This window comes from Kordiimonas aestuarii (assembly GCF_025574465.1).
Lineage (GTDB): Bacteria > Pseudomonadota > Alphaproteobacteria > Sphingomonadales > Kordiimonadaceae > Kordiimonas > Kordiimonas aestuarii.
Genome location: NZ_JAOBPP010000021.1, coordinates 76,955 through 101,611, shown reverse-complemented (window position 1 = coordinate 101,611; position 24,657 = coordinate 76,955). Strand labels below are relative to the sequence as shown.

20 protein-coding genes are annotated in these 24,657 nt (G+C 59.2%); 10 read left to right on the top strand and 10 right to left on the bottom strand.

Annotated features, from left to right (window positions below):
* The first annotated feature begins 1 nt into the window (after position 1).
* On the top strand, positions 2-1,900 hold the full coding sequence (mutL, locus tag OEU85_RS13000; protein ID WP_262691929.1) for a DNA mismatch repair endonuclease MutL: 1,899 nt from the start codon (positions 2-4) through the stop codon (positions 1,898-1,900).
* An 80-nt stretch (positions 1,901-1,980) separates the two neighbouring features.
* On the opposite strand, the gene OEU85_RS12995 is transcribed toward mutL, so the two are convergent.
* Positions 1,981-2,535 carry an HPP family protein gene (locus tag OEU85_RS12995; RefSeq protein ID WP_262691928.1) on the bottom strand — a complete coding sequence of 185 codons (555 nt, stop codon included), beginning with the start codon at positions 2,533-2,535 and terminating at the stop codon, positions 1,981-1,983.
* A gap of 182 nt (positions 2,536-2,717) precedes the next feature.
* Positions 2,718-3,869, bottom strand: coding sequence for a DUF2891 domain-containing protein (locus OEU85_RS12990; RefSeq protein ID WP_262691927.1), 1,152 nt, complete (start codon positions 3,867-3,869; stop codon positions 2,718-2,720).
* A 136-nt stretch (positions 3,870-4,005) separates the two neighbouring features.
* Between OEU85_RS12990 and OEU85_RS12985 the strand changes: the two genes are divergently transcribed.
* The gene (locus tag OEU85_RS12985; protein ID WP_262691926.1) at positions 4,006-4,680 is read left to right on the top strand and encodes a transglycosylase domain-containing protein; all 675 of its coding nucleotides are present in this window, start codon (positions 4,006-4,008) and stop codon (positions 4,678-4,680) included.
* Between the two features lie 3 nt (positions 4,681-4,683).
* Here the strand turns inward: OEU85_RS12985 and OEU85_RS12980 are convergent, their stop codons facing one another.
* Positions 4,684-5,358 carry a hypothetical protein gene (locus tag OEU85_RS12980; protein WP_262691925.1) on the bottom strand — a complete coding sequence of 225 codons (675 nt, stop codon included), beginning with the start codon at positions 5,356-5,358 and terminating at the stop codon, positions 4,684-4,686.
* A gap of 98 nt (positions 5,359-5,456) precedes the next feature.
* Complete coding sequence (locus OEU85_RS12975; protein WP_262691924.1) at positions 5,457-7,850, bottom strand: patatin-like protein; 2,394 nt, start codon at positions 7,848-7,850, stop codon at positions 5,457-5,459.
* Positions 7,851-8,036: 186 nt separating this feature from the next.
* Between OEU85_RS12975 and OEU85_RS12970 the strand changes: the two genes are divergently transcribed.
* Together OEU85_RS12970 and OEU85_RS12965 are read left to right on the top strand one after the other, a co-directional pair.
* On the top strand, positions 8,037-9,845 hold the full coding sequence (locus OEU85_RS12970; protein ID WP_262691923.1) for a tetratricopeptide repeat protein: 1,809 nt from the start codon (positions 8,037-8,039) through the stop codon (positions 9,843-9,845).
* Positions 9,846-10,150: 305 nt separating this feature from the next.
* Positions 10,151-13,150 carry a TonB-dependent receptor domain-containing protein gene (locus tag OEU85_RS12965; protein ID WP_262691922.1) on the top strand — a complete coding sequence of 1,000 codons (3,000 nt, stop codon included), beginning with the start codon at positions 10,151-10,153 and terminating at the stop codon, positions 13,148-13,150.
* A 498-nt stretch (positions 13,151-13,648) separates the two neighbouring features.
* On the opposite strand, the gene rsmD is transcribed toward OEU85_RS12965, so the two are convergent.
* Both rsmD and OEU85_RS12955 read right to left on the bottom strand, forming a co-directional pair.
* A complete protein-coding gene (gene rsmD, locus OEU85_RS12960) occupies positions 13,649-14,200 on the bottom strand; it encodes a 16S rRNA (guanine(966)-N(2))-methyltransferase RsmD (RefSeq protein WP_262691921.1) in 552 nt (183 codons plus the stop codon).
* Complete coding sequence (locus tag OEU85_RS12955) at positions 14,197-15,327, bottom strand: pseudouridine synthase (protein WP_262691920.1); 1,131 nt, start codon at positions 15,325-15,327, stop codon at positions 14,197-14,199. Before OEU85_RS12955 ends, rsmD begins: the two co-directional genes overlap by 4 nt.
* A 185-nt stretch (positions 15,328-15,512) precedes the next feature.
* Here OEU85_RS12955 and OEU85_RS12950 point away from each other — a divergent pair, with 185 nt between their 5' ends.
* Genes OEU85_RS12950 through OEU85_RS12930 form a run of 5 tightly spaced genes read left to right on the top strand, consistent with a single transcriptional unit; the run spans position 15,513 to position 19,865 of the window.
* Entirely contained in the window at positions 15,513-17,051 is a 1,539-nt protein-coding gene (locus OEU85_RS12950) for a serine hydrolase domain-containing protein (RefSeq protein ID WP_262691919.1), read from the top strand.
* 9 nt (positions 17,052-17,060) lie between these two features.
* Complete coding sequence (locus OEU85_RS12945; RefSeq protein ID WP_262691918.1) at positions 17,061-17,513, top strand: nucleoside deaminase; 453 nt, start codon at positions 17,061-17,063, stop codon at positions 17,511-17,513.
* 9 nt (positions 17,514-17,522) lie between these two features.
* Positions 17,523-18,938, top strand: a complete 1,416-nt coding sequence (locus OEU85_RS12940) for a mechanosensitive ion channel family protein (RefSeq protein ID WP_262691917.1) — start codon at positions 17,523-17,525, stop codon at positions 18,936-18,938.
* Positions 18,939-18,971: 33 nt separating this feature from the next.
* A complete protein-coding gene (locus OEU85_RS12935) occupies positions 18,972-19,382 on the top strand; it encodes a hypothetical protein (RefSeq protein ID WP_262691916.1) in 411 nt (136 codons plus the stop codon).
* Positions 19,383-19,436: 54 nt separating this feature from the next.
* Positions 19,437-19,865 carry a hypothetical protein gene (locus OEU85_RS12930; RefSeq protein ID WP_262691915.1) on the top strand — a complete coding sequence of 143 codons (429 nt, stop codon included), beginning with the start codon at positions 19,437-19,439 and terminating at the stop codon, positions 19,863-19,865.
* Here OEU85_RS12930 and OEU85_RS12925 read toward each other — a convergent pair whose 3' ends face one another.
* From OEU85_RS12925 to OEU85_RS12910, 4 genes are all read right to left on the bottom strand, one after another.
* The gene (locus OEU85_RS12925) at positions 19,866-20,720 is read right to left on the bottom strand and encodes a D-amino-acid transaminase (protein WP_262691914.1); all 855 of its coding nucleotides are present in this window, start codon (positions 20,718-20,720) and stop codon (positions 19,866-19,868) included.
* 9 nt (positions 20,721-20,729) lie between these two features.
* The gene (locus OEU85_RS12920) at positions 20,730-21,971 is read right to left on the bottom strand and encodes an MFS transporter (protein ID WP_262691913.1); all 1,242 of its coding nucleotides are present in this window, start codon (positions 21,969-21,971) and stop codon (positions 20,730-20,732) included.
* Between the two features lie 99 nt (positions 21,972-22,070).
* Entirely contained in the window at positions 22,071-23,006 is a 936-nt protein-coding gene (locus tag OEU85_RS12915) for an alpha/beta fold hydrolase (protein WP_262691912.1), read from the bottom strand.
* A gap of 36 nt (positions 23,007-23,042) precedes the next feature.
* A complete protein-coding gene (locus OEU85_RS12910; RefSeq protein WP_262691911.1) occupies positions 23,043-23,330 on the bottom strand; it encodes an HNH endonuclease signature motif containing protein in 288 nt (95 codons plus the stop codon).
* 94 nt (positions 23,331-23,424) lie between these two features.
* On the opposite strand from OEU85_RS12910, the gene OEU85_RS12905 reads away from it, so the two are divergent.
* Entirely contained in the window at positions 23,425-24,657 is a 1,233-nt protein-coding gene (locus tag OEU85_RS12905; protein WP_262691910.1) for a threonine synthase, read from the top strand.

Sequence of the window (24,657 nt, the reverse complement as noted above, 5' to 3'; positions counted from 1 at the left end):
CATGACCAGCCAAAACAGACATGACCTGCCTAAAACTGCGGGCATTATCCGCCTGCTTTCTGAACGCACGATCAACCGTATCGCAGCGGGTGAAGTGGTTGAGCGCCCGGCAAGTGCTGTGAAGGAAATCGTTGAAAACTCCGTCGATGCGGGTGCAACGCGGGTAGACGTTGTCATGCGCGAAGGGGGCCGTGCGCTGATACAGGTGACCGACGATGGCCGCGGTATGGACGCCGACGAGTTGAACCTTGCCGTGGAGCGCCACGCCACCTCAAAACTGACGGATGAAGACCTTGTCAACATCGCCTCCCTTGGTTTCCGGGGTGAGGCGCTGGCGTCCATCGGCGCGGTGGCGCGGCTGTCGGTTACCAGCCGGGCGCGCGGGTCTGACGACGCATGGGCAGTGCGCGTGGAGGCAGGCAAAAAACACGCCGTTGAGCCAGCAGCCTTTGGTGAGGGAACGCGCGTGGAGGTGCGGGACCTTTTCTACGCCACACCCGCGCGGCTGAAGTTCATGAAAACCGCCCGCACGGAATACAGCCAGGCGGCGGACGTGATGAAACGTCTTGCCATGGCGCACCCGGATATCGCGTTCTCGCTGTCGGACGGGGACCGCACCACGTTCCGCGCGCCCCCGGTCGCCAGCCTGACGGGTGATGCCCGGCTTGAGCGCCTGGGCGCGATCCTGGGCCGCGAGTTCCGCGAAAACGCCATCGAGATTGACGCCGAGCGGGAAGGCCTGCGGCTGACAGGCTTTGCCGGGTTGCCAACCTATTCGCGCGGCAATGCCATGCAGCAGTTCCTGTTTGTCAATGGCCGCCCGGTGAAAGACAAGCTGCTGACCGGTGCCGTGCGCGGCGCGTATCAGGACTATCTGGCGCGGGACCGCCATCCGGTTTTAGCGCTGTTTCTGGACGTTCCGGCCGAGTTTGTCGACGTGAATGTGCACCCGGCGAAGGCCGAGGTGCGCTTCAAGGATGCAGGGCTTGTGCGCGGCATGATCGTCTCGGCGCTCAGGCACGGTCTCAATGCCGCCGGGCACCGCGCTTCCACCACGGTGGCCAGTGCAGCGCTTGGCGCTATCCGCCCTGAGGGCACGACAAGCCTGCCGTGGGGGCGCGGGCATGAACGCCCGACCCTGCCGCAGGGTTTTCAGGATGTGGTGCGTGATATGTATGCCCCCACTGAGAGCGCGGGCCTCAGGCTATCAGACAATGAGCAGATGGCGTTTGAACGCCGGGGCGACATGGCCATGCCCTCCGCCCGCGCGCCTGAGCATGGTGACCCAGCCGCCATGCCGCAGCACACCGGCGCACCGGAATACCCGCTTGGCACCGCACGCGGGCAGGTGCACGCCACCTATATTGTCAGCCAGACAGCCGACGGCATCGTGATTGTGGACCAGCACGCCGCGCACGAACGGCTGGTGTATGAACGCATGAAAAAACAGATCGCCGCCACCGGCGTGGCGCGGCAGTCCCTGCTGCTGCCTGAAGTGGTGGAACTGGAAGATGGCCCCGCCGAGAGGCTGATCGCCCGCACCGAGGAGCTGGCGGGCCTTGGCCTGATTATTGAGCCCTTTGGCGAAGGCGCGGTGATGGTGCGCGAGGTGCCCGCCATGCTGGGCAAGATGGACGTGCCCGGCCTTGTACGCGATCTCGCGGATGAGTTGACAGAACTTGATGAGGCCCTTTCGCTCAAGGAACGGCTTGAGGAAGTATGCGGCACCATGGCCTGCCACGGTAGCGTGCGCGCAGGCCGCCGCCTGACGGTGGATGAGATGAACGCGCTGCTCAGGGAAATGGAAGCCACACCGCACTCAGGCCAATGCAACCACGGCCGCCCCACCTATGTGGAGCTGAAGCTTTCTGATATCGAAAAGCTGTTCGGGCGGAGGTAGCTGCGGTGGTGATACCCGCGCAGAAGAACACCCAGTAGGCGGAAGATATGGACTTCCGTCTTCGCGGGCGTGACCCGAATTTAAGCAGCATCCGTTTCGGTTCGGACCAATGCGGGCTCTGGCATTTGCGCAGGTATTTGCGCAGTCGGCGGCACAGGTAATGGATAGGCCGTACCTGTCGTTCGGTGTACAGCTTTTGCAACAATCACAAGGATCAGGCTGCCCAGCAGCACCGGCGTGAACAGGAAATCAAACGACGGCGCCGCCAGCATGATCACAATAGGGTCCGCGCCGGCAGGGGGATGGGTGATGCGCAGCAGGCCCATCACGGTGATGGCCAGCCCGACCCCAATCGCCAGCGCCCACCACTCGGCTGGTAAAAATGTGGTCAGCACCAGCGAGATGACAGTGGCGACCACATGCCCGCCGATCACATTGATGGGTTGCGACAAAGGACTTGAGGGCACAGAGAACAGCAAAACACAGCTCGCACCAAAGGGCGCCATCAATAGAGGTGCGTCAGCAAGCACAGATAATCCGCCCACGGCAAAGATAGCAAGCAGGCCCCCCAACCCGGCGGCCAACGCATCTCGTTTCCGGGTGGCGGGCTGATGGCGCATTAGAAAATTTTTCATAATATCTCGCTGTCATGAATTTCATGATGCGTATCATTGGCGAAAACTTGCATCAAGCGAGATGATTTTTCTAATTGATTAATAAAATCTGTGTTGGCGCGTCATGTCCGCGCAGACGGACGTCCGGCTTGTGTTTACCACCGGCACCCACTTTCGCGGGAGTGACGCCGGATGACTGCGGTTTATTCAGCAATTCCCCGCTTGGTCGTCAAATATGTTGCGAAGCTGGCGAGCCAGTGGCTACCGGCATAGTGGGCGTCGCTGACGGCTTTGATGCCGGTCTCCTTGTGTATATGTGCTGTAGCGGTCAGGCTGGCGATGCGGGGGTCACCTTCCGGGAGCGCGCTGGCGATGCCTTCAAGTGCCCACGCGCGGCTTAGGTTCACACCGTCCAGGTGCACCAGCTTGCCGTCCGTCGGGTCATTGACAATCGCGGGGGTGAGCCAGCCGGTGCTGCCGTCATCGGGGATGCCGGGCAGGAAGGCGCTCAGCCACACAGCGAAGCCTTCGTCTGTCATCACCCGGCGCACGAGGTCAGCTTCCATCAGGCAGGGCGAGAGGAAATCCTCGCCCGAGGGTTCATAACCGATGGGGCAATCCACATCCGCGCCAAAGAAGTTTTGTGACCGTTCGATCAGCAAATCTTCAAATGCCTTGTTTTTCACCGTGCGGGCATAGTCCAGCATCAGGCCGAAGGCAAAAGCGCTCTGGTTATGGGTGCCAAGGCGCACGGGGTAGGCCAGCTTGGGCAGCCAGTCGCTCATCTTCGCAACAATGGCGTCCTCAAGCGGGCGCAGGGTCTCACGCCACGCGGTGTGGGTGGGATTGTCGCTTTCATGCAGTTCGGCCACCAGTTGCAAATACCATGCGATGCCGTAAGGGCGTTCAAAGCCGTTGCGGCCTTCGGCGCTATAATAAGCCACTTCACGTTTGAGGTTTTCCGCCGTGAAGCTCTCGGCCAGCGCCGCCTCGGACGCCGCAGCCATGGGCGACGTGGGGTCCAGCTTCAACAAGCGCGTGAGCAGCCAGTGGCCGTGCACGCTGGAATGCCAGTCAAAACAGCCGTAAAAGGCCGGGGTCAGCGCTTTGGGTGGTTTGGCGTCCGCGTCTGAGTTCAGCACATGGCTGATTTTATTGGGATATTCGCGGTGCACACATTCAAGCGCCATGCGGGCGAAACGGTCCGTGACCACGCCGTCCCGCGCGGTGGGCAGGGCGACCTCAAGTTTTGCGGCGGCTTCGCCTGCGGTTTCTTCCTGCTCCGGGCTGTTGCAGGCGGCCAGGGCAAACAGCAGGCCCATGGCGGCTGAGGTGGCGATGATGTGTTTTTTCATGACGATTCCCAATTTCGATTTATGCCATTTCAGGCAAATTTTGCTGTCACATCAAGGATAAAAGCGAAAAAGCTGCCATCATCCGGCCTAGCCGCCGCCATAATCGCTTGTCACCCTCACGTCTTGCACAGGTGTAATGGCGATTGGGACAAAACGCATGGTGATGCTGAAGATGATTGGGAAAGCGGTGCTTGTTGTGCTGCTGGGCCTGGTGATTTATTGGGGCGCGCGGGTATGGGAAGCGCGGGACGTTTCCGCTTGGCGTATCGCTGCCATCAACACCGAAGCCGAAGTGGAGCTGGACACCATCCCCGAGCGGCGCATTGACGCGCTTCTGGCGGTGGAGGACCCCACCTTCTGGACCAACAAGGGCATTGACCTTGAAACCCCGGGCGCCGGGGTCACTACCCTGAGCCAGGGGCTTGGCAAACGCGTTTATTTTGACCACTACAAACCCGGCTTCGCCAAATTTGAGCTGATGCTGATGACTCGCTTTGGCATGCACGCAACGGTCACGCGGCATGATATCCTCAAGGCGTTTCTCAATGTCGCCTATATGGGCCGGGATGCCGCCGGGCCGGTGATCGGCTTTCATGAAGCGGCGCGGCGCTGGTACGGCAAGGAGCTGATGATGCTGTCGATGGATGAATTCCTAGGCCTTGTTGCCATGGTGGTCGCCCCCGCCGAGCTTGACCCCGTGGCGCATGCGGACGCCAATGCCGACAGGGTGGCGCGTATCAAACGCCTTCTGGCGCACCAGTGTGCGCCGGAAGGGCTGATGGACGTGCGGCTTGAAGGCTGCCGCGCCTGAAGCTCAGACGTTCCAGGCGGCCGGGTCCATGCGGTTATAGCGCGTGATGTCGGGCTTCGTGCCGTCTGTGTCAGGTTTGAGGAGGTAATAGTCATCCTCGTATATCGCCCAGCGGCACAGATCGATCGGCGTGACCTCCGACGCGTTGACAGTGTCGACGATACCGGCGCGTTCAAGCCCCGCTGCGACAAGTTCCGAACAGAAGAAGCGCGCGAAGTCTTCCTTGTTGTAAAATGGCCCGTTCATATTGAACGGCAGGTCGTCAAACTTGTCAGCCGCTGATTTCAGCGCTTGCGGCAGGTCATATTCCGTGCGGGCCTCGGCGTGGCCGAACAGGAAATTATAGAAGGTTTTGTGCGCGTCTTCGTCCGCGCGCAGATCCTTCCTGATCGGCAGCCACCAGATAGCACCCTGATATTCCTCCATGCGCTCGGAAAAGCGCGAGATGTTGACACCCGAGAAACCCCGTACGGTGGCGGCTTCGATGATCTGGTTGAAATAACGCCCGTCGGCAAAACTGGCGATCTGCGTTTGCAGGATCACGCCGACGTGGCTGACTTCCGAGAAGGTAACCATCTTGATGATATCGGAAAAATGGCCTTTGCCGGAGAAGGCGATCACGTCGCCCGGCTTCATTTGTGGCCGCGCGTCCTCATAGGATAATTCATGCATTGCCATGCCCATAGCCCCCCATGTTTGCATGATGAATGTGTCTGTTTATCAGGGCAGGAGTTTAGCGCAAGCGCATCAGCGTGTATAGATACACGTTTTCGGTTTCAGGCGTCACCGCCGAAGCGTCTTTTAAGTTCTTCGACCATATCGCCCTGCCGCTCCACATGCTGGGCTTCGGTCTCAAGCACGGCGAGATAAAGCCGGCGACGGAAGTCCTCAAGGTCGAAACCGTCCGGCAAGGCGTCCGGCCCTGCGGCATCCAGCACAAAATCGGTCAGCCGCTTGGCGGCGTGCAGGCGACCCCAGATATAGTCATTCTCGCGAGCGGCGCGGGAAAAAAAAGCGCCAAAATTATATAGCTGGGTACCCATCAATACGTCATCCATCGGGTCTGCGTGCATTGACGAACAATCAATGGGGCTGATGCGTGCCACGCGGATCTCGTCCATTTCCAGCAGGTCGGCGCTCGCATTCATGGGCAGGGTCAGTACGTCATAGAAGGCATAGCCCACATAGGCGCGGAACAGCGTGGTGCGCAGTTCGGAATGTGGCAGCTCTGACAGAATATCCGCCAGCGTTTCGTCCAGCGCGAAGTCCAGATCTTCGAGATTGATGGTCGCCGCGATCGCGGTCAGGAATGCCTCAATCGTGTCCCCGGTGAGTCGCATCTCGTCATCGCAGGCGAAAATATCGGCCGGATAGGTGCTGACCAGCCAGCAGGCGCGGAACTCTTCCAGCTTCTCATATATTTTTTTCTTGATGTGTTTGACCGGCTCGACCAGATGGCTGCTGTCTGCCTGTTGCATCAGGCGGTTGAGCTTGAGGATGACAAAACGCAGCCGCCGGATGCGGTAATCCACATCCAGTTCGCGCAGGCGTTTCACGTGGTGCTGGAAACCGCGCTCGGGCACGATGTTCACCACACCCCCTTCCGGGCACAGCAGGCCTTTCATCTCCGCCCAGCGGCGCAGCGCGTCAAAGGTGTCGCTTTCGCTTAACGCCGTGCCGCGGGCGGCCGAGCCGTCCACCATCAACTGTGCGAGCCGTTCGATGAGACGTACTGTCTTGGCCTGCATGTAGGACGCGTAGGCAAAGCCGGTGTGCTTGTGTGCCAGTTCATGTGCGCGCTCCCGCCATGATGCCAGCATGGCAACTTCGACCTTCTTTTCCGGCTCAAGCGTCAGCGCGCTGTCGACAATGCGGTTCACCTCCGCTTCGGCGGATTGCACCGTTGCCTCAAAGCGCCGGGCTTTTTTGTTCTGCAGGTCGATGGCGCGAAGGTCTTCATAGATGGGTTCCGTGCGCGGGATCTCGGCCAGCGATGACAATATGGTGCGGAAAAAGCCGGGCAGTTCCGCGTGGCGGCTTTTCTCCGTCAGCTTGTCCGGGTCGTCGGGGGTCGGGTCGACATAGATGATGCGGCGGTCGACCTCACGGTGCGCGGGGCGTTCATACACCGCCTTGATGGCCGACCCAAAGGGCTTGTTGTTGGTGACACCGCCGTCGATGAAGCTCATCTCGTTCAGGGTGGCCTTGTCGGCGATCAGCGCGGGGAAATTTTTCGCCAGAAAGGCATCGCGCATCGGCCAGTCCTGCCGTCTTGCCGCCAGCCGGGTCTCCAGGTCATGCAACCTGAGGGGCGGGAAAGCGCCGGGGAAACTGGAGGTGGCTCTGGCTGCGAAGCCAAGCGCGGGCAGGTTGCCGTCAGAAAACTCGCTCATTGTCAGGCCACCGGGTGCCTGCCGGTAACTGAAATTGAGCGTGATGCCGTGTTGGCGTTCAAGCACCTCAACCGGGTCATGTAGCTTGACCCGGCGCGGTTGGCCAAAAAAGTTGGTCAGGCTGACAAAGAGGTCAAGCTTGTGGCCGGGCGGCATCAGGGTTTCGTCACCGGTGACGTGCCCCATGTTTTCAACCGCATTGAGCATCCATGTCAGCATGCGCGTGCCGGAGAAGGGCGGCTGGAACCAGCGCGAGCGCACAAAACGAAACAGTTTGCGTTTGGTCTCTTCATTCGGTTCGACGGGGCCGAAGGCGCGGCGGCCAAAAAGCCACAGGAACGGATAGATGTAAAATTTGCTCCAGCGATCGGCGAGGGTGTCATCTTCCATCAGTTCCTCAACGTCGCCAAGGTTGAGCCACATGGTGCGCAAGGGGTCGAAATCCAGGTCATGCGCCAGCGCGCGGGCGAGGAAAATGCCGTTGATGCCACCTGCGCTGGCACCTGAAACCACGTCCACAATCACCCGCAGGTCAATCTTGTGACCAACCGCCTGCAGCAGTTCAAAATACAGTTTTTCCGTGTCGGTAACATATGGCCGCGTGGGGGCTGCGTCCTCGAAGCTGCTGGCCTGGCGCGCCGCACGGTTGGCCACGCCGTGATACGCGCGGGACGCGCGCACGAGTTTGAGGATCTCGGCGGAGATCCCGTTCATATAAATCGCAAGGGACGCGCCGCCATAACAGACGAGCGCCAGCCTGAGTTCCTTTTCGCGCATTATGCCTTTCCCTGAAAGCTTCCCGCAGGTAAGCGCCTGTAGAACTTACGCTTTTATAGTTTGCAGGTTTTTGGCCAAAAGCCAATGGGGCATTTGGGCGCGGCGTCGTGGCCCAGCGTGCCTAAACCGATGATGGACTAGGCCTCAGGGCCACCAGCGCGTAAGCTTGTCCCCTGGGGGTAAGCTGTGGTGGACGTAAAAGCGACAATAGCAAAAGGCCTTGAAGCGCTGAGGGTAAAAGACCTGAAGCGTGCGGAAGCCATATTTCAGGATGTTTTGCGCATACAGCCTGGCGCGGCCAACGCGCTGCATTTCATGGGGGCTGTCCGGCAACTTGAAGGCCGCACGGCAGAAGCGGAGCGATATTTCCGCGACGCCCTGGCCGCGACCCCCGAGGATGCAGGCGTTCACAACAGCCTTGGCAACCTCCTGAACCAGATGGGCGAACACGAAGCGGCGCTTGCTGCCTTTGAGGCGGCGCTCAGCCACCAGCCCGACCTGACCACGGCGATGCTGAACGCTGCCATTGTGCTGCAAAAGCTGGGGCGTCACGACGACGCGCTGGCCCGTCTTGAGGCATTGCCAACTGACGCGCAGGTGCTGACAGCCCGGGGGTTGTCCCTGAAGGAGCTGGGCCATCTTGCGAAGGCAGAAGCCGCCTACCGTCAGGCGCTTGCTGTCAATCCGCGGTATTTCCGCGCGCTGCATAACCTTGGTGGTGTGCTCAGCCTATTGGGCCGCGCCCCTGAGGCAGTGAGCGTCTATGAGCAGGCTCTGACCATTGGCCCCAAGGTGCCGGAGCTGCGCTATGCTTATGCCACGGCGCTTTATGACACCGGTGATGTGGATGGTGCGGACCTTGAATTCAGAACCGCGATCGCCCTCAAGCCGGACTATATAGAAGCGCATGACGCGCTCAACCGCCTGTACTGGCAGAACGGCAAGCAGGCGCTTTTCGGCAAGTCCTACAGCGTATGCCTGAAAGCCGTACCGATGTCGGCCCCGATGCGGGAGGCGCAGGTGCGCGCGCTTGAGCTGGCCGGACGGCACACCGAGGCGCTTGCCGCAGTCGAGGACGCCTTGCGCATTGTTGGCACAAGCCCCGCGCTGCTGCACCGCCAGGCGCGCTTGCTGGCGAGTGCGGGGCAGATGGAGGAGGCCCTTGCCAGTTATAATGGGGCGGTGAAAAAATCCGCCGCCTTCGCCGCGGCCCCCATCTGGCTGGACAAGGCAAAATTCCTGACGCGGCTTGCGCGCTATGATGAAGCGCTGGCGGCGCTTGAGCGGGCGGAAGATGTTATGCCGCATGATCAGGAAATGTGGGCCTATCGTGGCCTGTGCTGGCGGCTGATGGGTGACAGTCGTGCCGCGTGGCTGAATGATTATGACACTTTCATCGGTGCCGACATCATTGGCGTGCCTGATGGCTACGACAGCCTTGGGGTATTTCTGAAGGCCCTTGGCGGGGTGCTTGCGCCGCTACACACCAGCAAAAGCCAGCCGCTGGACCAGACGCTCAAGGGCGGGACGCAAAGCAATGGTGCGCTTCTGACCCGGCCTGACCCGGTTATCCGTGCGCTCAGACGCGAGATTGAAAAGGTGGTCGCGGCTTTTATTGCCCGGTTGCCGGCCGGCCCCGGGCATCCCTTCCTGTCCCGCAAGGCGGCGGGTTTCCGCTTTAACGGGTCATGGTCTGTGCGGCTGAAGCCGGGTGGGTTTCATGTGAACCATGTCCATCCGAAGGGCTGGATCAGTTCTTCGTTTTATGTGGCTGTACCGCCCTCCGTCTCCGAAGGCGATGCGGACCACAAGGGCTGGATCAAGTTTGGCGAGAGTGGTGCAGGGCTCGCACCCGAGCTGGAAACCGTGGCGCGGCGCATCTGCCCCGCCCCCGGTCTTGTGGTGCTGTTTCCATCCTATATGTGGCACGGTACCGAGCCGTTTGCAGATGATGCGCCGCGCATAACGGCGCCTTTTGATATCATCCCGGCCTGACCTTCCCAGCTGTCCTCGTCGCAATTTTGAATCACCCGCCAGATTAGTACCTGAGTCATAAACGGCATAGGACGTCGGTTGCTCGACTTGCCGTAGGTTTATAATAAAAAGTGATAAACCTTAGTAATAGTATAAACTAAAAGTATTAATTACTAGGTTAGTTTCATGTGTTATTAATGACACACGTAATAATTACATAAAAAATATACAATTACTTATTGGAAATTGCAGTTTTTAAAAAACTTTCCGCCGAGTACTTCTGATCCGGCTCCCTGTTCGGGGGTAACTATTCAGGAGGAAAGAAAGTGAAAAACTTGTCCAAAAATGCTCTTCGGGCACAGCTTCTGGGCGGCACCGCGGCCGCTCTCGCGCTGGCACTGACGGGCGCCGCGGCAGCGCAAGACGCAGCTGTTGACGAAACCCTTGAAGAAGTGGTCGTAACGGGTTCCCGCATCGTATCTCCGGACATCTCGTCCGTCTCCCCGGTTCATGTGATTGGCGGCGAATTCATTCGTCAGTCGGGTGCGACCAACATCCAGGAAATTCTGCTTGAGAGCCCGCAATTTGGTGTTCCAGGCCTTAGCCGTTCCAATTCCGCGTTCCTGACATCCGGGACCGGCGCCGCGACGGTCGACCTTCGTGACCTCGGCTCTGACCGTACGCTTGTTCTGTTCGATGGCCGCCGCGTTGTTGCCGGTCGTCCGGGCACGGCGACGGTTGACCTCAACGTGATCCCAACCCAGTTTATTGAGCGCGTTGACGTGCTGACGGGCGGTGCATCCTCGCTTTACGGTTCCGACGCTGTCGCCGGCGTTGTGAACTTTGTTTTCAAGAAAGATTTTGAAGGCGTTGAGGCGACTGCACAATACGGCATCACCGAAGAAGGCGATGACGAACAGTATCAGGCGAGCGTAACAGCTGGCGGCAACTTTGCTGATGGCAAGGGTAACATGATGCTGCATATCGGTTACTCCGACCAGCAGGGTGTGCTGTCGCGTGAGCGTGACAATACCATGCTTGACGATATCGATCTGTTCCGCCTGACCGGCAACCCGGACGATTTCGGCACCCCGTCGGAGCCTTTCCTCTCCAGCTTCCCGACACAGGGTCGTTTCGACACCGGTTCCGGCCGCACCTGGACCTATGGCCAGGACGGCGAGTTGCGCCCGTGCTTCAGCACCAACGGCGGCACAGCACCGGCAAATTGTGGTGATTACGCTGGCGAACAGATCGGCCCGGACGGCTTTAACCGCCAGAACTACCGCACCATTGCTGTGCCGGTTCAGCGGTACCTCTTCGCGGCGCGCGGTCACTATGAAGTAGCTGAAAACCTGAACTTCTTTGCAGAGGGTACATACGCCAACACCCGTTCTTCCCGTGAGATCGAGCCGTTTGCGCTTGGTTCCGACAACATCTACCCCGCGTCCGGTGGCCTGATGAATATCGAGACGGTTGTCAACGGCGTAACCATGGTAAACCCACTGGTGCCAGATGCAATTGTGGCTGACGCTGTTGACAGCGACGGCGACGGCCTGCGCGATATCAGCTTTGCCCGCCGCTTGCTGGAATTTGGCTCGCGTACCGGTTCAGTAAACCGCGATTTCTTCCGCTTCGCTGCGGGCTTCGAAGGCAGCATCCTTGACGACAAGTTCAACTGGGATGTCAGCTATGTTTATGGCCGCACAACGGAATCACAACAGTCCAACGGTCAGGTGAACGTGCTGAACTTCGCTTCTGCACTTGCCGGTATCCAGGATGTGAACGACGCCAACAACAACGGTTCAACCACCGACGTTATTTGTGCAAACGCGGACGCCCGTGCGCAAGGTTGTGTGCCGATCAACATCTTCGGCAACGGCTCCATCAGCCAGGATGCAATCAACTATATCGCAGCTGATCAGACCCTTGAAACACGCATCACCCAGCAGGTGATCAACGCCAATATCTCCGGCTCGCTCTTTGAGATGCCTGCCGGTCCGCTTGGGGTTGCTATCGGTGGTGAATACCGCAAGGAATCAAGCTCCGCAAACAATGATGCGCTGACAAACGCGGGTCTGAATGCGGGCAACGCATTGCCGGATACGGCTGGTTCGTTCAACGTGAAAGAACTGTATGCAGAGCTGAACATTCCAATCCTCGCAGACATGGCTTTGGCTGAAAGCATGAACCTGCGCGGCGCTGGCCGTATCTCCGACTATTCGACAGTGGGCACGGTTTATACCTATTCCGTTGGTCTGGACTGGTCGCCAATCGAGGACATCAAGTTCCGTGCAACATACGCTCGTTCCGTGCGTGCACCAAACATTGGTGAACTGTTTACCGGCCCATCGCAGACATTCCCGTCCGGCCTGACCGACCCGTGTGCGGGTGTTGGTGCAACAGGTGGCGGGGCAACCGGCGACAACTGTCGTTCGAACGCTGGTGTTGCCGCAAATATCGCAGCAAACGGCACCTTTACGATCAACCAGTCTGACCTTCAGGGTATCAGTGGTTTCAACAGCGGTAACGAGGATCTCTTTGAAGAGACATCCGACAGTTACACCATCGGTGTTGTGCTCACGCCGTCGAATGTCGACGTGCTGCGCAACTTCACCATCACGGCTGACTATTTCAGCATTGAGGTGAAGGACGCGATCGTTGCACCACCACGCCAGTTCATTCTGGACCAGTGCTATGCCCAGGGCGACGCGGCCTTCTGTGACCTGATCACCCGCCGTCCAACGGCGACGGCAACCAACAGCACGGGCTCGATCGAGTTCATCAATGCGCCGCTTGTGAACGGTGGTGCGCTGAAGACCGAAGGTCTCGACATCACGGTACGTCACGCTACAGGTCTTGAGGGGATCGGCATCAACGGTACGCTGAACTCCCGCATCACCTATACCAACTACTTCAAGGGCTACACCGTTCCGGTTCCCGGCGCAGACCGTGATCCGTTCGTGGGCGAAATTGGCGACCCGAAACATCGTTTCACGGCGAACATGACCTATAGCCACGAGAAGTTTGATATCGGCCTGACGGGTACTTACCTCGGCAAGTCCTACGAAGATGACCAGTTCCTGGCAGCTTTCGGTCTTGAGCCGGACGATATCTCGGTTGGTGCCGAAGTGTACCTTGACCTGAACGCGACCTACCGTGTTGGGGAAAGTGTTGAGCTTTTTGGTGGTATCGACAACCTGCTCGATAACAAGGCACCGAACCTCCTGTCGGGTACAACATTCAACGTAACCGGCACGGATACGGCTGCTGACGTCTATGACGTATTGGGTCGCCGCTTCTTTGTCGGTGCGCGCGTGAAGTTCTAATCGCACGATAGCGACTATTGGGATGGCCCTGCGGGCTGTCCCCTCTCTCTGAGAGCCCCGACACGTGCGTCGGGGTTTTCTTTTTTCCTCCGAGGCTTAAACTTCCCAAGCCTAAAGGTGTAAACCACAGCGTGCGTATCACGTTGAGGTATATAAAAAACGGGCATGCACTTTTGGTACATGCCCGAGGGTGAGGTTGTTCAAACCTGCCCACGGGGTTTCCCACAGAGCAGGCGTGTGAACGAGAATGTGCGCCAGGGCCCTCCGGCCGGAAATGGACTCGACAGGTAATGAGGCGCCCTGACATAGACACACCTCCGGCGATTGGCCCGAGGCCGTGTCATGCCCAATATACGTACGCTCGGGGCCCGACCCTTCGCCGTGGGCTGGAAAGATTATTCTTCCGCGTCCGGCCGCAATGGGACCCGTCCATCCGTGGCGACGCAATAGCGCACGCCACGCTGCGGGTTGATCACGTCGACAGAGTTGGGGCAGGGGTCAGGATTGCTTCAGGAACAATATACGCTGCTGGCCCTGGCTGCGGTCATCCACCACCTCCAGCGCGTCCGGCGGTTCGGTGGCGTCATCGCTTGCCAGTTCGCATATAATTACGCCGTCTTCGGCCAGCCAGCCGCCGATGATAATGGCATCAAGGGTGGGACGCACAAGGCCCATACGGTAGGGCGGGTCCATGAAGATGATATCAAAACGGCTTCTGGCGGGCGGCAGCTTGCTGGCGTCGGATGGCAGCACGGCAACCTCCTCGCGCACGCCAAGGCTCGTGATATTGCCCCGGAGGCAGTCCAGTGAGCCACGCGCTTTCTCGGCAAAGGTAACATGTGCCGCGCCGCGCGACAGGGCTTCAAGTCCCAGTGCCCCCGTGCCGGCAAAAAGGTCAGCCACGTTGGCGCCCATCATGTCCGGGTAGCGGGCGTGTGTCAGCATGGAGAAAAGCCGCTCGCGCATGCGGTCTGTCGTGGGGCGGATGTCGCGCCCCTTCGGCACCGCGAGACGCCGCCCTTTGAACCGCCCGGCAATGATGCGGGTCATTTTTTAGGGCCTCGTTTTTGCGGGCGCCCCTGTCCAGCGACCCGCTTGGCCGCCGCCGAGCGGGAAGCTGGCCGGGAAGCTGGGCGAGACGCGGGCCGCCCCTCACCTTGCCGCTTGTTCTCGCCTTGTGGGTGCCCTTCGGGGCGACCTTCCGGGTGTGCCGATTTTGCAGAGCCTGTGCGCTCGGCCTTCAGTCTGCTTTCCGATTTGCGACCGCCCCGGCGTAATGGTTTTTCACCGGGTTTGGCGTTGGTGCGGCGGTCGTCTTCACCGTCGCGGATACGGGGTTTGCGCTTGCCGCCCAGCTTCACTTTTTTGGGTGCCTTGGCTTTGGCCCATTTGCTGGGGTCGCGCTTTTTTTCGGGCGTGGCGACGGAGCGCGGTGCTTCTTTGAAAAAGTCGGACAGCACATCGTACAATTGTTTTTCTGGCACAATAGCGACGGCGCCGTCATTCAGGCTGCCAAGCGTGAAGGGGCCATAGTGCGTGCGAATGAGGCGGTTCACCACAAGGCCCAGATGTTCCATCACCCGGCGCACTTCACGGTTTTTACCCTCGCGGATCGCCACCGTCAGCCACGCATTGGTGCCTTGCACGCGTTCAAGCTTGGCGTCGATGCTGCCATAATGCGTACCGTCGATGGTCAGGCCGTCAGAAAGTTTCTTCAGCGCGTCTTCGTCTACGCGGCCATGCACGCGCACGCGATAGCGGCGGATCAGCTCATTTGCCGGCAGTTCAAGATAGCGCGCCAGTTCGCCATCGTTGGTCAGCAGCAGCAGGCCCTCAGTGTTCATATCAAGACGGCCTACGGCAATCACGCGGCCCACATGGCCCGGCAGTTGGTCAAAGACCGTGCGGCGGCCTTCCGGGTCTTTGTGGGTGGTCAGGGTGCCGCGGCGCTTGTTCATGCGCCACAGTTTGGTGTCGGCCACCTCGCCAATGGCTTCCCCGTCCACCATGATGCCCGCCAGGCTTTCAACAAGCACGGCAGGCGTCTCGAGCTTCTTGCCATCAAGCGACACGCGGCCGTCCGCGATCATACGCTCTACATCGCGGCGGGAACCCACGCCAGCGCGTGCCAGCGCCTTGGCGATGCGTTCGCCTTTTTGTTCAGTGTTGTCGCTCATATCATTCGTGCCTTGTCTGTTTGCGCGCACAATAGGGCCGTGCCCGGGCGGGTGCAACTGAATCCGCGCCGCAATCAACGGGACGGACTTTTTGCTTGACCTCACTATTAATAACTACAACTGTAGTAGGAGCTCACATCAAGTGAGGGTATTATAAATATACACGACGACAATGAGGACAGAAAATGAACCGAAAACCAACGAACATGCCCCGTCGCGTGCTGGGTGCTGGCGTCCTGCTGGCGTTTTCCTGCGCGGCCAACGCTGATAGCCTTGCCGACAAGCTGGATGGTTTCATGGCCGAGATGGAGCAAAGCCCCTATGCGCCGCCCAGCTATAGCTTGGCGGTGGCAAGCGGCGACACGCTTCTCTATAGCCGCCTGCACGGCAAGAAGGTCGCGGGTGCGGATGCGCCGCTTGATATGAATACGCGGCTTTATATCGCGTCGGTCAGCAAAAGTTTTATGGGGCTTTTGGCTGCCAAACTGGACGCCGAGGGTGTCCTGTCGCTTGATACCACGCTTGCAGATGAGTGGCCGGGGCTTGAACTGCCCGAGCCGATTAACCCGGCCGGGATCACCATGCGCAAGCTGCTGTCGCACAATTTTGGTTTTGAGAATGACCCGCTTGTTATCCGCACCGCTTATGTCGGCGGCACACCGGTTGCGGATTTTGAAGCAATACTGGAACAGCATTCGGTGCCGATCGAACCCGGTTTTTCCTACGATAACCTTGGGTACCTGATTTACGCTGCCGTGCTGGAACGCAAGACCGGCCGCAGCTGGACGGACTGGTTGAAAAGCGATATCCATGGCCCGCTTGGACTGACAAGTGCCAGCAATACGCCAAGCGAACTTCCTCAAGCCGAGCTTGGCCTTGGCAATCATTTCAACCCGATTTCAAAAACCGGCTGGTCGGTTGCCGTTGCCAAGAAGGATGACATGATGCATCCGGCGGGCGGTCATTTTATCTCCACCAAGGACGCCGTGAAGTGGCTTCAGGCGAACCTGAACAGGGCGGTGTTTGAGCCATCGGTTTATGGCGTGGCGCAGACAGCCTATGCCAAGCGTGAACCCGCGAAAAAATATGCCGACATGTCATGCGACGGATATGCCCTTGGCTGGCAAACCTGTGACTATGCTGGCCACCGGGTATTTTATCATGGCGGCACCTATGACGGCATGATGATCTTCATGGTCTTCCTGCCCGATGATGACCTTGTCATCTCCTCTATCAATGGGGCCCGCGCCTATGGCTGGACCTTTGGCTGGAATGCCCTGCAGCAGGCGACGGATTACGCGCTGGGACTGGAGGCGGCAGACAGCAATGCCGCGAGACGGCTTGAGGGCCGGGTCGAAAGCCAGGCGGGCTATGCCAATTTCCGCGTTCGCATCAGGGAAGAGGCCTTGCGCAAGGCCACGAGTCCCGAGGCCGCCACGCTGCGTTCGGCGCTTGTGGGAAGCTATGCTTCCCCTGCCTATGGCGCTGCCACATTGTGTGATGTGGATGGTCGCCTGACGCTGGAGATTGGTAACTTCTCCGCCGAAATTCTGGCGGGCCCTGAGGGGACCGCATATCTGCTCGAGCGGGCGTATGGCGAACCATCGAAGCTCACGGTCTCTCGCGGTGGTGAGGGCGGCGCGGTCAGCTTCACATGGGAAGGCGGTACATTTAACCGTGTGTCCGGCAACGGGTGCCTTGGCGGCGAGGACGTTTCGCGCTAACACTGGCGCATGATTGATCACTTTCCGCATATGCATCTGGCTCTTGATGAGGCCCGCGCCGCCGCCCGTCGCGGTGAGGTGCCCATCGGGGCCGTGGTCGTGGGGCCGGACGGCGACGTGCTGGCGGCGGCAGGCAACGATGTGGTCGGCCCACACGACCCCACGGGCCACGCGGAGCTGATCGCCATTCGCGAGGCGGCGCGCCGGTTCGGTTCGGAGCGGCTGGAAGGCTGCGACATTTATGTGACGCTTGAACCCTGCGCCATGTGCGCACAGGCCATTGCCTTTGCCCGCATCCGGCGTCTTTACTATGGCGCTGATGATGTGAAGGGCGGGGGCGTGACCGTCGGTGCCCGCATCTTCAGCCAACGCACCACGCATCACAGACCGGAAGTCTATGGCGGTATCCTGGAAGCGGAAGCAGCGCAATTGCTTAGAGACTTTTTCCGCGAGCGCCGCTAAACTCCCCATATGGAAGAGGAACTTACGGCGGATCTGCTGAAATTTGGGAACGATGTCTGGATATGGCTCCAGGCCAACCTGCTTGCGCCGCTGAGACTTATTGAACTCGCCATTGTCATTGTGGTGTACGCGGCGTCGCGCTTTGCCTGCTCCAAAATGCTCAAGGGACTGCTGAAGGCCTTTGGCGACAAGCCTATCATCCGAAAATTCAGCGACCGTTTCCTGCTGTCGGTCATGTCGACCGCGATGACGATCCTCCTGATATGGACCGCCATGCTGCTCGTAGAGCCGCTTCTTGGCCGACCTTATATCCTCTCGATCGCGACAAGCCTGTTCTCCGCATGGCTGGTTATCCGGCTGGCGGTCAGTATCATTGCCAACCGGGAATTGGCGCGGCTGATCGCGGGTATCGCCTGGACGCTGGCAGCCCTTAACATCATCGGACTTCTTGATCCTATCCTGATCGTGCTTGAAGGCGCGCATCTGCCGCTTGGCGATTCGTCTGTCAGCGTGCTGGATGTTTTCCAGGGTATCGTGACTTTTGGCGCGCTTTTGTGGGCGGCGCTTGCGCTCTCGGGCCTGATGGAAAAACAGATCGTCAATTTCTCCACGCTGCCCCCCAGCGCGCGGGTGCTGGTTACCAAATCGGGCAAGATCATCCTGGTATCGGTTGCCTTTCTCACTGCGCTCAACGCCACGGGCATTGACCTCACCGCCCTTGCGGTCTTCGGTGGTGCACTGGGTGTTGGTATCGGTTTTGGTTTGCAGAAGGTGGTGGGGAATTTTATCTCCGGCATTATCCTGTTGATGGACAGGTCGATCAAACCCGGTGACGTGATCGAAACACAGGGCACCTACGGCACCATCAACCGGCTTGCCGCCCGATACACCAGCGTGATCACGCGTGACGGCACCGAGTTCCTGATCCCGAATGAGGATATGATCACCCAGCCGGTGGTCAACTGGTCGCACAGCCATCGGCTGGTGCGTCGCCGCATCCCGGTGCAGGTAAGCTACGAAAGCGATATCCGCCGCGCGATGGAATTGATGGTGGAAGCCGCGAGCGAGGAAAGCCGCGTGCTGTCAAGCCCGGAGCCGCGCACGCTGCTGAAAGAATTTGGTGCCGACGGGGTGGATCTTGAACTGAGGATGTGGATAGAAGACCCGCAAAACGGGGTCTCCAATATCGCCAGTGAAGTGATGTTGCATATCTGGGACAAATTCCACGCTGAAGGAATTGAGTTCCCGTATCCGCAACGTGTGGTACATTTGAAGACCGACGGCCCCACACCCAAGCTTGAACTGGTAACAGCGGATGGCGACGTGGATGAAGGGGAGGTTGAGACGGATGAGGCCATCCTTGCGGAAGCAGAAGAGGCCAAGGCCGAAGAAAAAGCTGAAGATGGGGGCGGTAACAAAGACTAGTCGGCATCCAATTGCTTCTAGGGGGAGGCTTGAATGAGCATCGGACGGTTTGTCCTGAGTGTGAGTGTTTTATTTATTATATATTTGGCGCTTTACGTGATGTCGATGGGCGTCATCTTTGCCGATATCTTCACGGCGAACGCTGATATAATCCGCTCACCCGGAGACCGGTTGATGCCATTCCAGATGCTGGGACACCTGCTACAAACCAGCGTCGTAGTGTTGCTGTTCAACTTATTTGTTGCTTCTTCGAGCATCAAAGTCGGCGCGCGCTTCGGCCTGTTGATTGGGTGTTTTCTGGCAGCCACTCACCTATCTGTGTACACAGGGCTAGACGTCGATATCTCGCCGCTACCATACGCCATTGTCATCCACCTCTTTATCGGGGCGGTTGTCGGCATGGTGCTGGCCAAACTCTACAAGCCTCAAGGGGATGGCGCGTAGGGAATAACACTCAGGACAGCGAGGTTTTCAACACCAACGTAAGGGGAGGGACCTATGAATGTTGGTAAATTTATCCTGAATATTGTTGTCGCGTTTATTGTGTATGGCGTGCTCTATACCGTTGAGCCCATGTTCCTGATGCCGGAAGCATGGGTTGAGGCGGCTGCCGCCATGAAACCGATGGAAGAGACCATGATAGGCGTCATGATCTACCATCTGGTGCAGACCATTGTTGTGGTCTGGCTGTTTACCAAAGCTGTTGGGACGGGGGATATTAAAGCCGGTGTTGTCTTCGGTTTGATGATCGGGCTTTACCTTCTGGCGACAGACAGCATTTGGTACAGCTCGCTCGCAAGTTTCCCGCAGGCGACCCGCATGCCGCTGATGATCATGCATCTGGTAAATGGTGCGATTGTTGGTGCCGTGCTGGCCTTTATGGCCGGCAAGGGCTGGGGCGCACGCGCCGCAGCGTCTGAGGCGTAATCAGGCCTCCATATAGAGGCGGTAAGCTTCTACCAGACGTTTGGCGACGGGGCCCACGGTTCCGTCGCCTATCTTATGGCCGTCCAGCTCCACGATCGGCGTCGCGCAACCGGTGGAGCTTGAGAGGAACATCTCAGCCGCACCTCGGGCGTCCTCGAGGGTGAAGGCTTCTTCCACCACCCTGATCTGCAACTCACCGGCCAGCTTCAACAGCGTCGCCCGCGTGATGCCGGGCAGGATGTTGTCAGTGGTCGCGCGGGTTTGTACCGTGCCGTCCTCTTTCACAATCCACATATTGGTGCTGCTGCCTTCGGTGACAAAGCCGTCCCTGTCCACCAGCACGGCCTCAAAGCCGCCCTTTTCCTTGGCTGCCTGTTTGGCAAGGATGTTGGGCAGGAGCGACGTTGATTTTACGTCACACCGGCCCCAGCGGATATCGGGCTCAGCGAAGGCTTTCACGCCCTTTTCCGCCCGTTTGATAACGCCGTCCACATCAAGGCGCTTCAGGGTGACAATGAGGCTGGGATGCGTGGGTGTGGTGGGGAAGGCATGGTCGCGCCGGGCCACACCGCGGCTGATCTGGATATACAGGAAACCATTTTCAATGCGGTTGCGGCGGATCACCTCGCGGAAGACAAAACGCATTGGCCCGCGCTCCATGGGGGGCGCAATCCTCAGTTCCCCCATGGAGCGCCACAAGCGTTCGAGGTGGGGTTCAAGGTCGACCATGCGGCCATGGCGAACCGTCACGCCCTCATATACCGCGTCGGCGAACTGATAGCCCCGGTCATCGATATGAACCGCAGCGTCCCTATGGGGGACATAAGCACCATTGACATAAGAAATGCGGGACATGGCAGCTCCTTAATTCTTTTGCGCGGGCTGGCCGCCTTCGGTGAAAGGTGGGAATACGACCATGAGGACCAGCGCAGGCAATACAATCAGCACCAGTGCAAATGTCAGCGCGGCAAGCCCGAACTTGATGAAAGGGGCTACGACGGCGGTGCCCACGGCCGCGATCAGCATGGTGGCGAGGATGATCAGCGCGGAAGCGCGGTCGTCCTCACCGTGGGTGGTTTGCAGCGCGCGTACAAAACCCGGCCCGCTTCTGATGCCGTGGCCAAGGTTGAGAACCCAGAACAGATATACAAGGTTATAGGGGTCGTTGGGACCAAACAGGCCATAGGCAAAAAGACCCACACAGCCCACGAGCGACAGTACGGTACCCGCCATGATAACGGGTTCGTTGCCAAAACGTTTGACGAGGCTGCCGTTGATATTGGCCGAGACGATAAACAGGCATACGCCGACAAACTGCATGCGGATGAAGTCTTCGATCACGCCGTCCATGGTCTCGATCACCACGGCGGGGGTGGAGAAGACAAACACCAGTAGCCCGCCAAGGATTAGCGCGTGGCTTAACCCATAGCGGATGAAGGCCCTGTTTTTCATCACCCGCCAATAGCTTGACGGGGTACCGCTGCGCTTCTGGCCGATGTGGGGTAACAGCGACGGTTTGATGAGCACAAGCGCACAAATGGCCAGCACCAGCACGCCTGTGATCTTGAAGCTGGCTTCCCAGCCGTAGGCGTCAAACAGCCACGCGCCTGCGATGGGCGCAAGGCCCGGCACCAGCGATTCGATGCTGCCCATGGCACTGACGGCGCGGATGGCCCCCAGGTCGGAGAACAGCGCGCGAATAAGGCCCGGCGCCAGCACGGCACCACCGCTGGCCGCCGCGCCCTGGAAGAAGCGGATGACGTTCAGGGTGTGGATATCATCTGTCATGACAGCCAGCAGCGACAGAACACCAAAGACCGCGAGCGATCCGATGAAAAGCCGCCGCCGTCCGAAGTGAGACGCCAGCGCGCCGAACATTAGAAGGCCAAGGCTCATGCCCGCCACATAGGTCGCCAGCACCAGTTGGGCTGTGGCGGTATCGGTGGCAAATATCTGCGGCATGGCGGGGACGGAGGGCAGCACGAGGTCAATGCCCGCGAGGCCCAGAACGGTGCCCGCGACAATGGTCAGGAAGGCGACAATTGCTTGCGAGCCGCCGGTTTCCGGACCTTCGGTCTTATGATGGAGTGTATGTTGCTCGCTCATCGTGGGGCCTTTGTTTTATGGCGCCCAAATTTGATGAATTTGCCGAGAGGGTCAAGCGGAAACAAAAGAAAGTTGCCCGCTCATATGCGGGTGCAAAGGTTAAAGCGAAAAGCCCTGCGCCGCCTTCAGCTCTGACGGCCTGATATAGCCGTTGCGCACGATACATTTGTGGAACTGGTCCACAAGCTCGGCCACGGCTTCCGGCGCCTCGATCTGCGGGAAGTGGCCAATGCCGGGCAGGCGCACCACCTTGATATTGGGCAGTTCCTTTTCTATGGCGTCTGCCGCATGCCCGCCCGAGACAGGGTCATCAACACCGTTGACCAGCATCATGGGCAGTTGCGCGTCCCTCAGGGCGCTTTTCCAGCGCTCGGCGTGCACAATGCGTTCCGCCATATAGCGGATGCGGCGGGCAAACGCGCCGCGGCCGTTCACGCCGACCATGGCAGGCCAGAATTCGTCCAGGGACACGTCGGTGGGTTTTGTGTGCGGGCCAAACACGTCGGCAAGGCCCCTGAGCATTTTGCCCTTGCCCGCCACGTGCGAGATCATCGGGCCCAGCGGCCCTGCCAGCAGGGTCTGCACCTTGCGCGGGCGGTGGTGGGCTGGCAGCATGCCGCCATTGAGGAACAGTGCGCTACGGACCCGGAAGGAAAGCGAGCTTTCATTGTGCCGGGCGATCAGCTCCTGCGCGACTGTGTCGCCCACGTCGTGGGCAAGGATATGCACTTCGTCAATGCCCCGGTGCGCCATCAGCGCATCCAGCATGTCGGCCTGGTCCATGATGGTGCAGGTTTTCTTGAGGCTGTTGAGCGTGCGGCCATAATCCAGCAGGTCAGGCACGATCATGTGGAACTGGCCGACCAGCGCCCGGGAGACCCAGGCCCAGTCCCAGCCACAGGTCGGGAAACCGTGGATCGTCAGCAAAGCTTCGCCATTACCGCCACGCTGGTAAAAGACGTGGTGATCCTGCCATTCGAAGTATTTGCCGCATTGGCCCCATTTTTCGTAGGTAATCGGTGGCCTGCTGATCATAAAATACCCATGTGCATCCTGCGCGTTTTTGCCAGTTCAGCGCCGGCGTCCCCCTTTTGGCGCGGTGCGGCGATGGAAATCGGGCGGCTTACCCCTAAGCCATGCGACAAAGCGCTTGATATCCTCGTTTTCCCGCAACGCGGCGATGGTGGCGAAACGTTTCGCCAGTTCCTTCTCGTTAAATAGGGCGTGAATCTTGCGGTGGCAAATAGGATGTAGCGGAATTGTGTCCCTCCCCCCTTGCGACTTCGGGATAAGATGATGCATCTCCACATGTTTCCCGAATTTCCGACCACATAACGCACATGTGATTTTCTTTTCCATGGCCCTCAAAATTTATATGGGAGGCGTGCACGTCAAGCCCTTGTCTCGAATAAGGCAAGGTCCTAGGCTGTGCAGCCTATGAAAGAGGGGAGCTATGATAGAATTTTCCACATTTGTCAGCCATCTTGAGTGCGGGCTGACGGGCGAGAGCGATTATAAAGCGGGCGAGGTGCATGGTTTGTCGCGCGCCAGCCGTCCGCTTCTGGTGCGTTATGACCTTGAAGGTATCCGCCAAAGCATCAGCCGCGACGAGATATGGGCCCGAGGGGGCGGCTTCTGGAAATGGCGCGAGCTGCTGCCGGTGACAAAAACTGAAAATGTCATTGCGCTGGGCGAGGACGATACGCCGCTCATATCCTGCCCAACCCTCGCACAGGATCTGCACATCTCGGGTGAGATTGTCATCAAGGATGAGGGCCGCCTGCCAACCGGCAGTTTCAAGGCGCGCGGGCTTGCGCTTGCGGTTTCCATGGCGAAGGAATTTGGACTAATGCGGCTGGCCATGCCAACAAACGGCAACGCGGGTGCGGCCATGGCGGCTTACGCTACGCGGGCAGGCATGGAAAGTTACATCTTCTGCCCCGATGATACGCCGGACGCCAATGTGCGCGAAATTGCGCTTGAGGGCGGCAAGGTCTGGCGCGTGAACGGATTGATCAACGACTGCGGCAAGATTGTAGGCGAAGGCAAGGACGCCATGGGCTGGTTTGACCTTTCCACGCTGAAGGAGCCTTACCGCATCGAGGGGAAGAAAACCATGGGGCTGGAGCTTGCGGCCCAGCTTGGCTGGCAGGTGCCGGATGTTATTTTCTATCCCACAGGCGGCGGCACGGGCCTTATCGGCATGTGGAAAGCCTTCGCCGAAATGGAAGCGCTGGGCTGGATTGGCTCCAAGCGTCCGCGCATGGTGGCGGTGCAGGCTACGGGGTGCGCGCCCATTGTGAAAGCTTATGAGGACGGAGAGCGTCACGCGACGCTGTGGCAGGGTGCGCATACGTTTGCCAGCGGCATCCGCGTGCCGGTGGCGGTGGGGGATTTCCTGATCCTTGACGCCGTGCGCGAAAGCGGTGGTTTTGCCATCGCGGTCGATGATGAGAAAATTGAGGATGCCCGGTGCGAAATCGGTGCGCGGGAAGGCGTCCTGGTTTGCCCTGAGGGCGCAGCGACCTACGCTGCATATAAGGAAGCGCTGAAGGACGGCCGTGTGGGAGCGGGCGACCGGGTGGTGCTGTTCAACTGCGGGAACGGGCTGAAGTATGACATGCCCGAGATGGCAAAAAGCCTGAACCGTCATGAGCCGATCAATTACGACGATTTGAAAAAATAG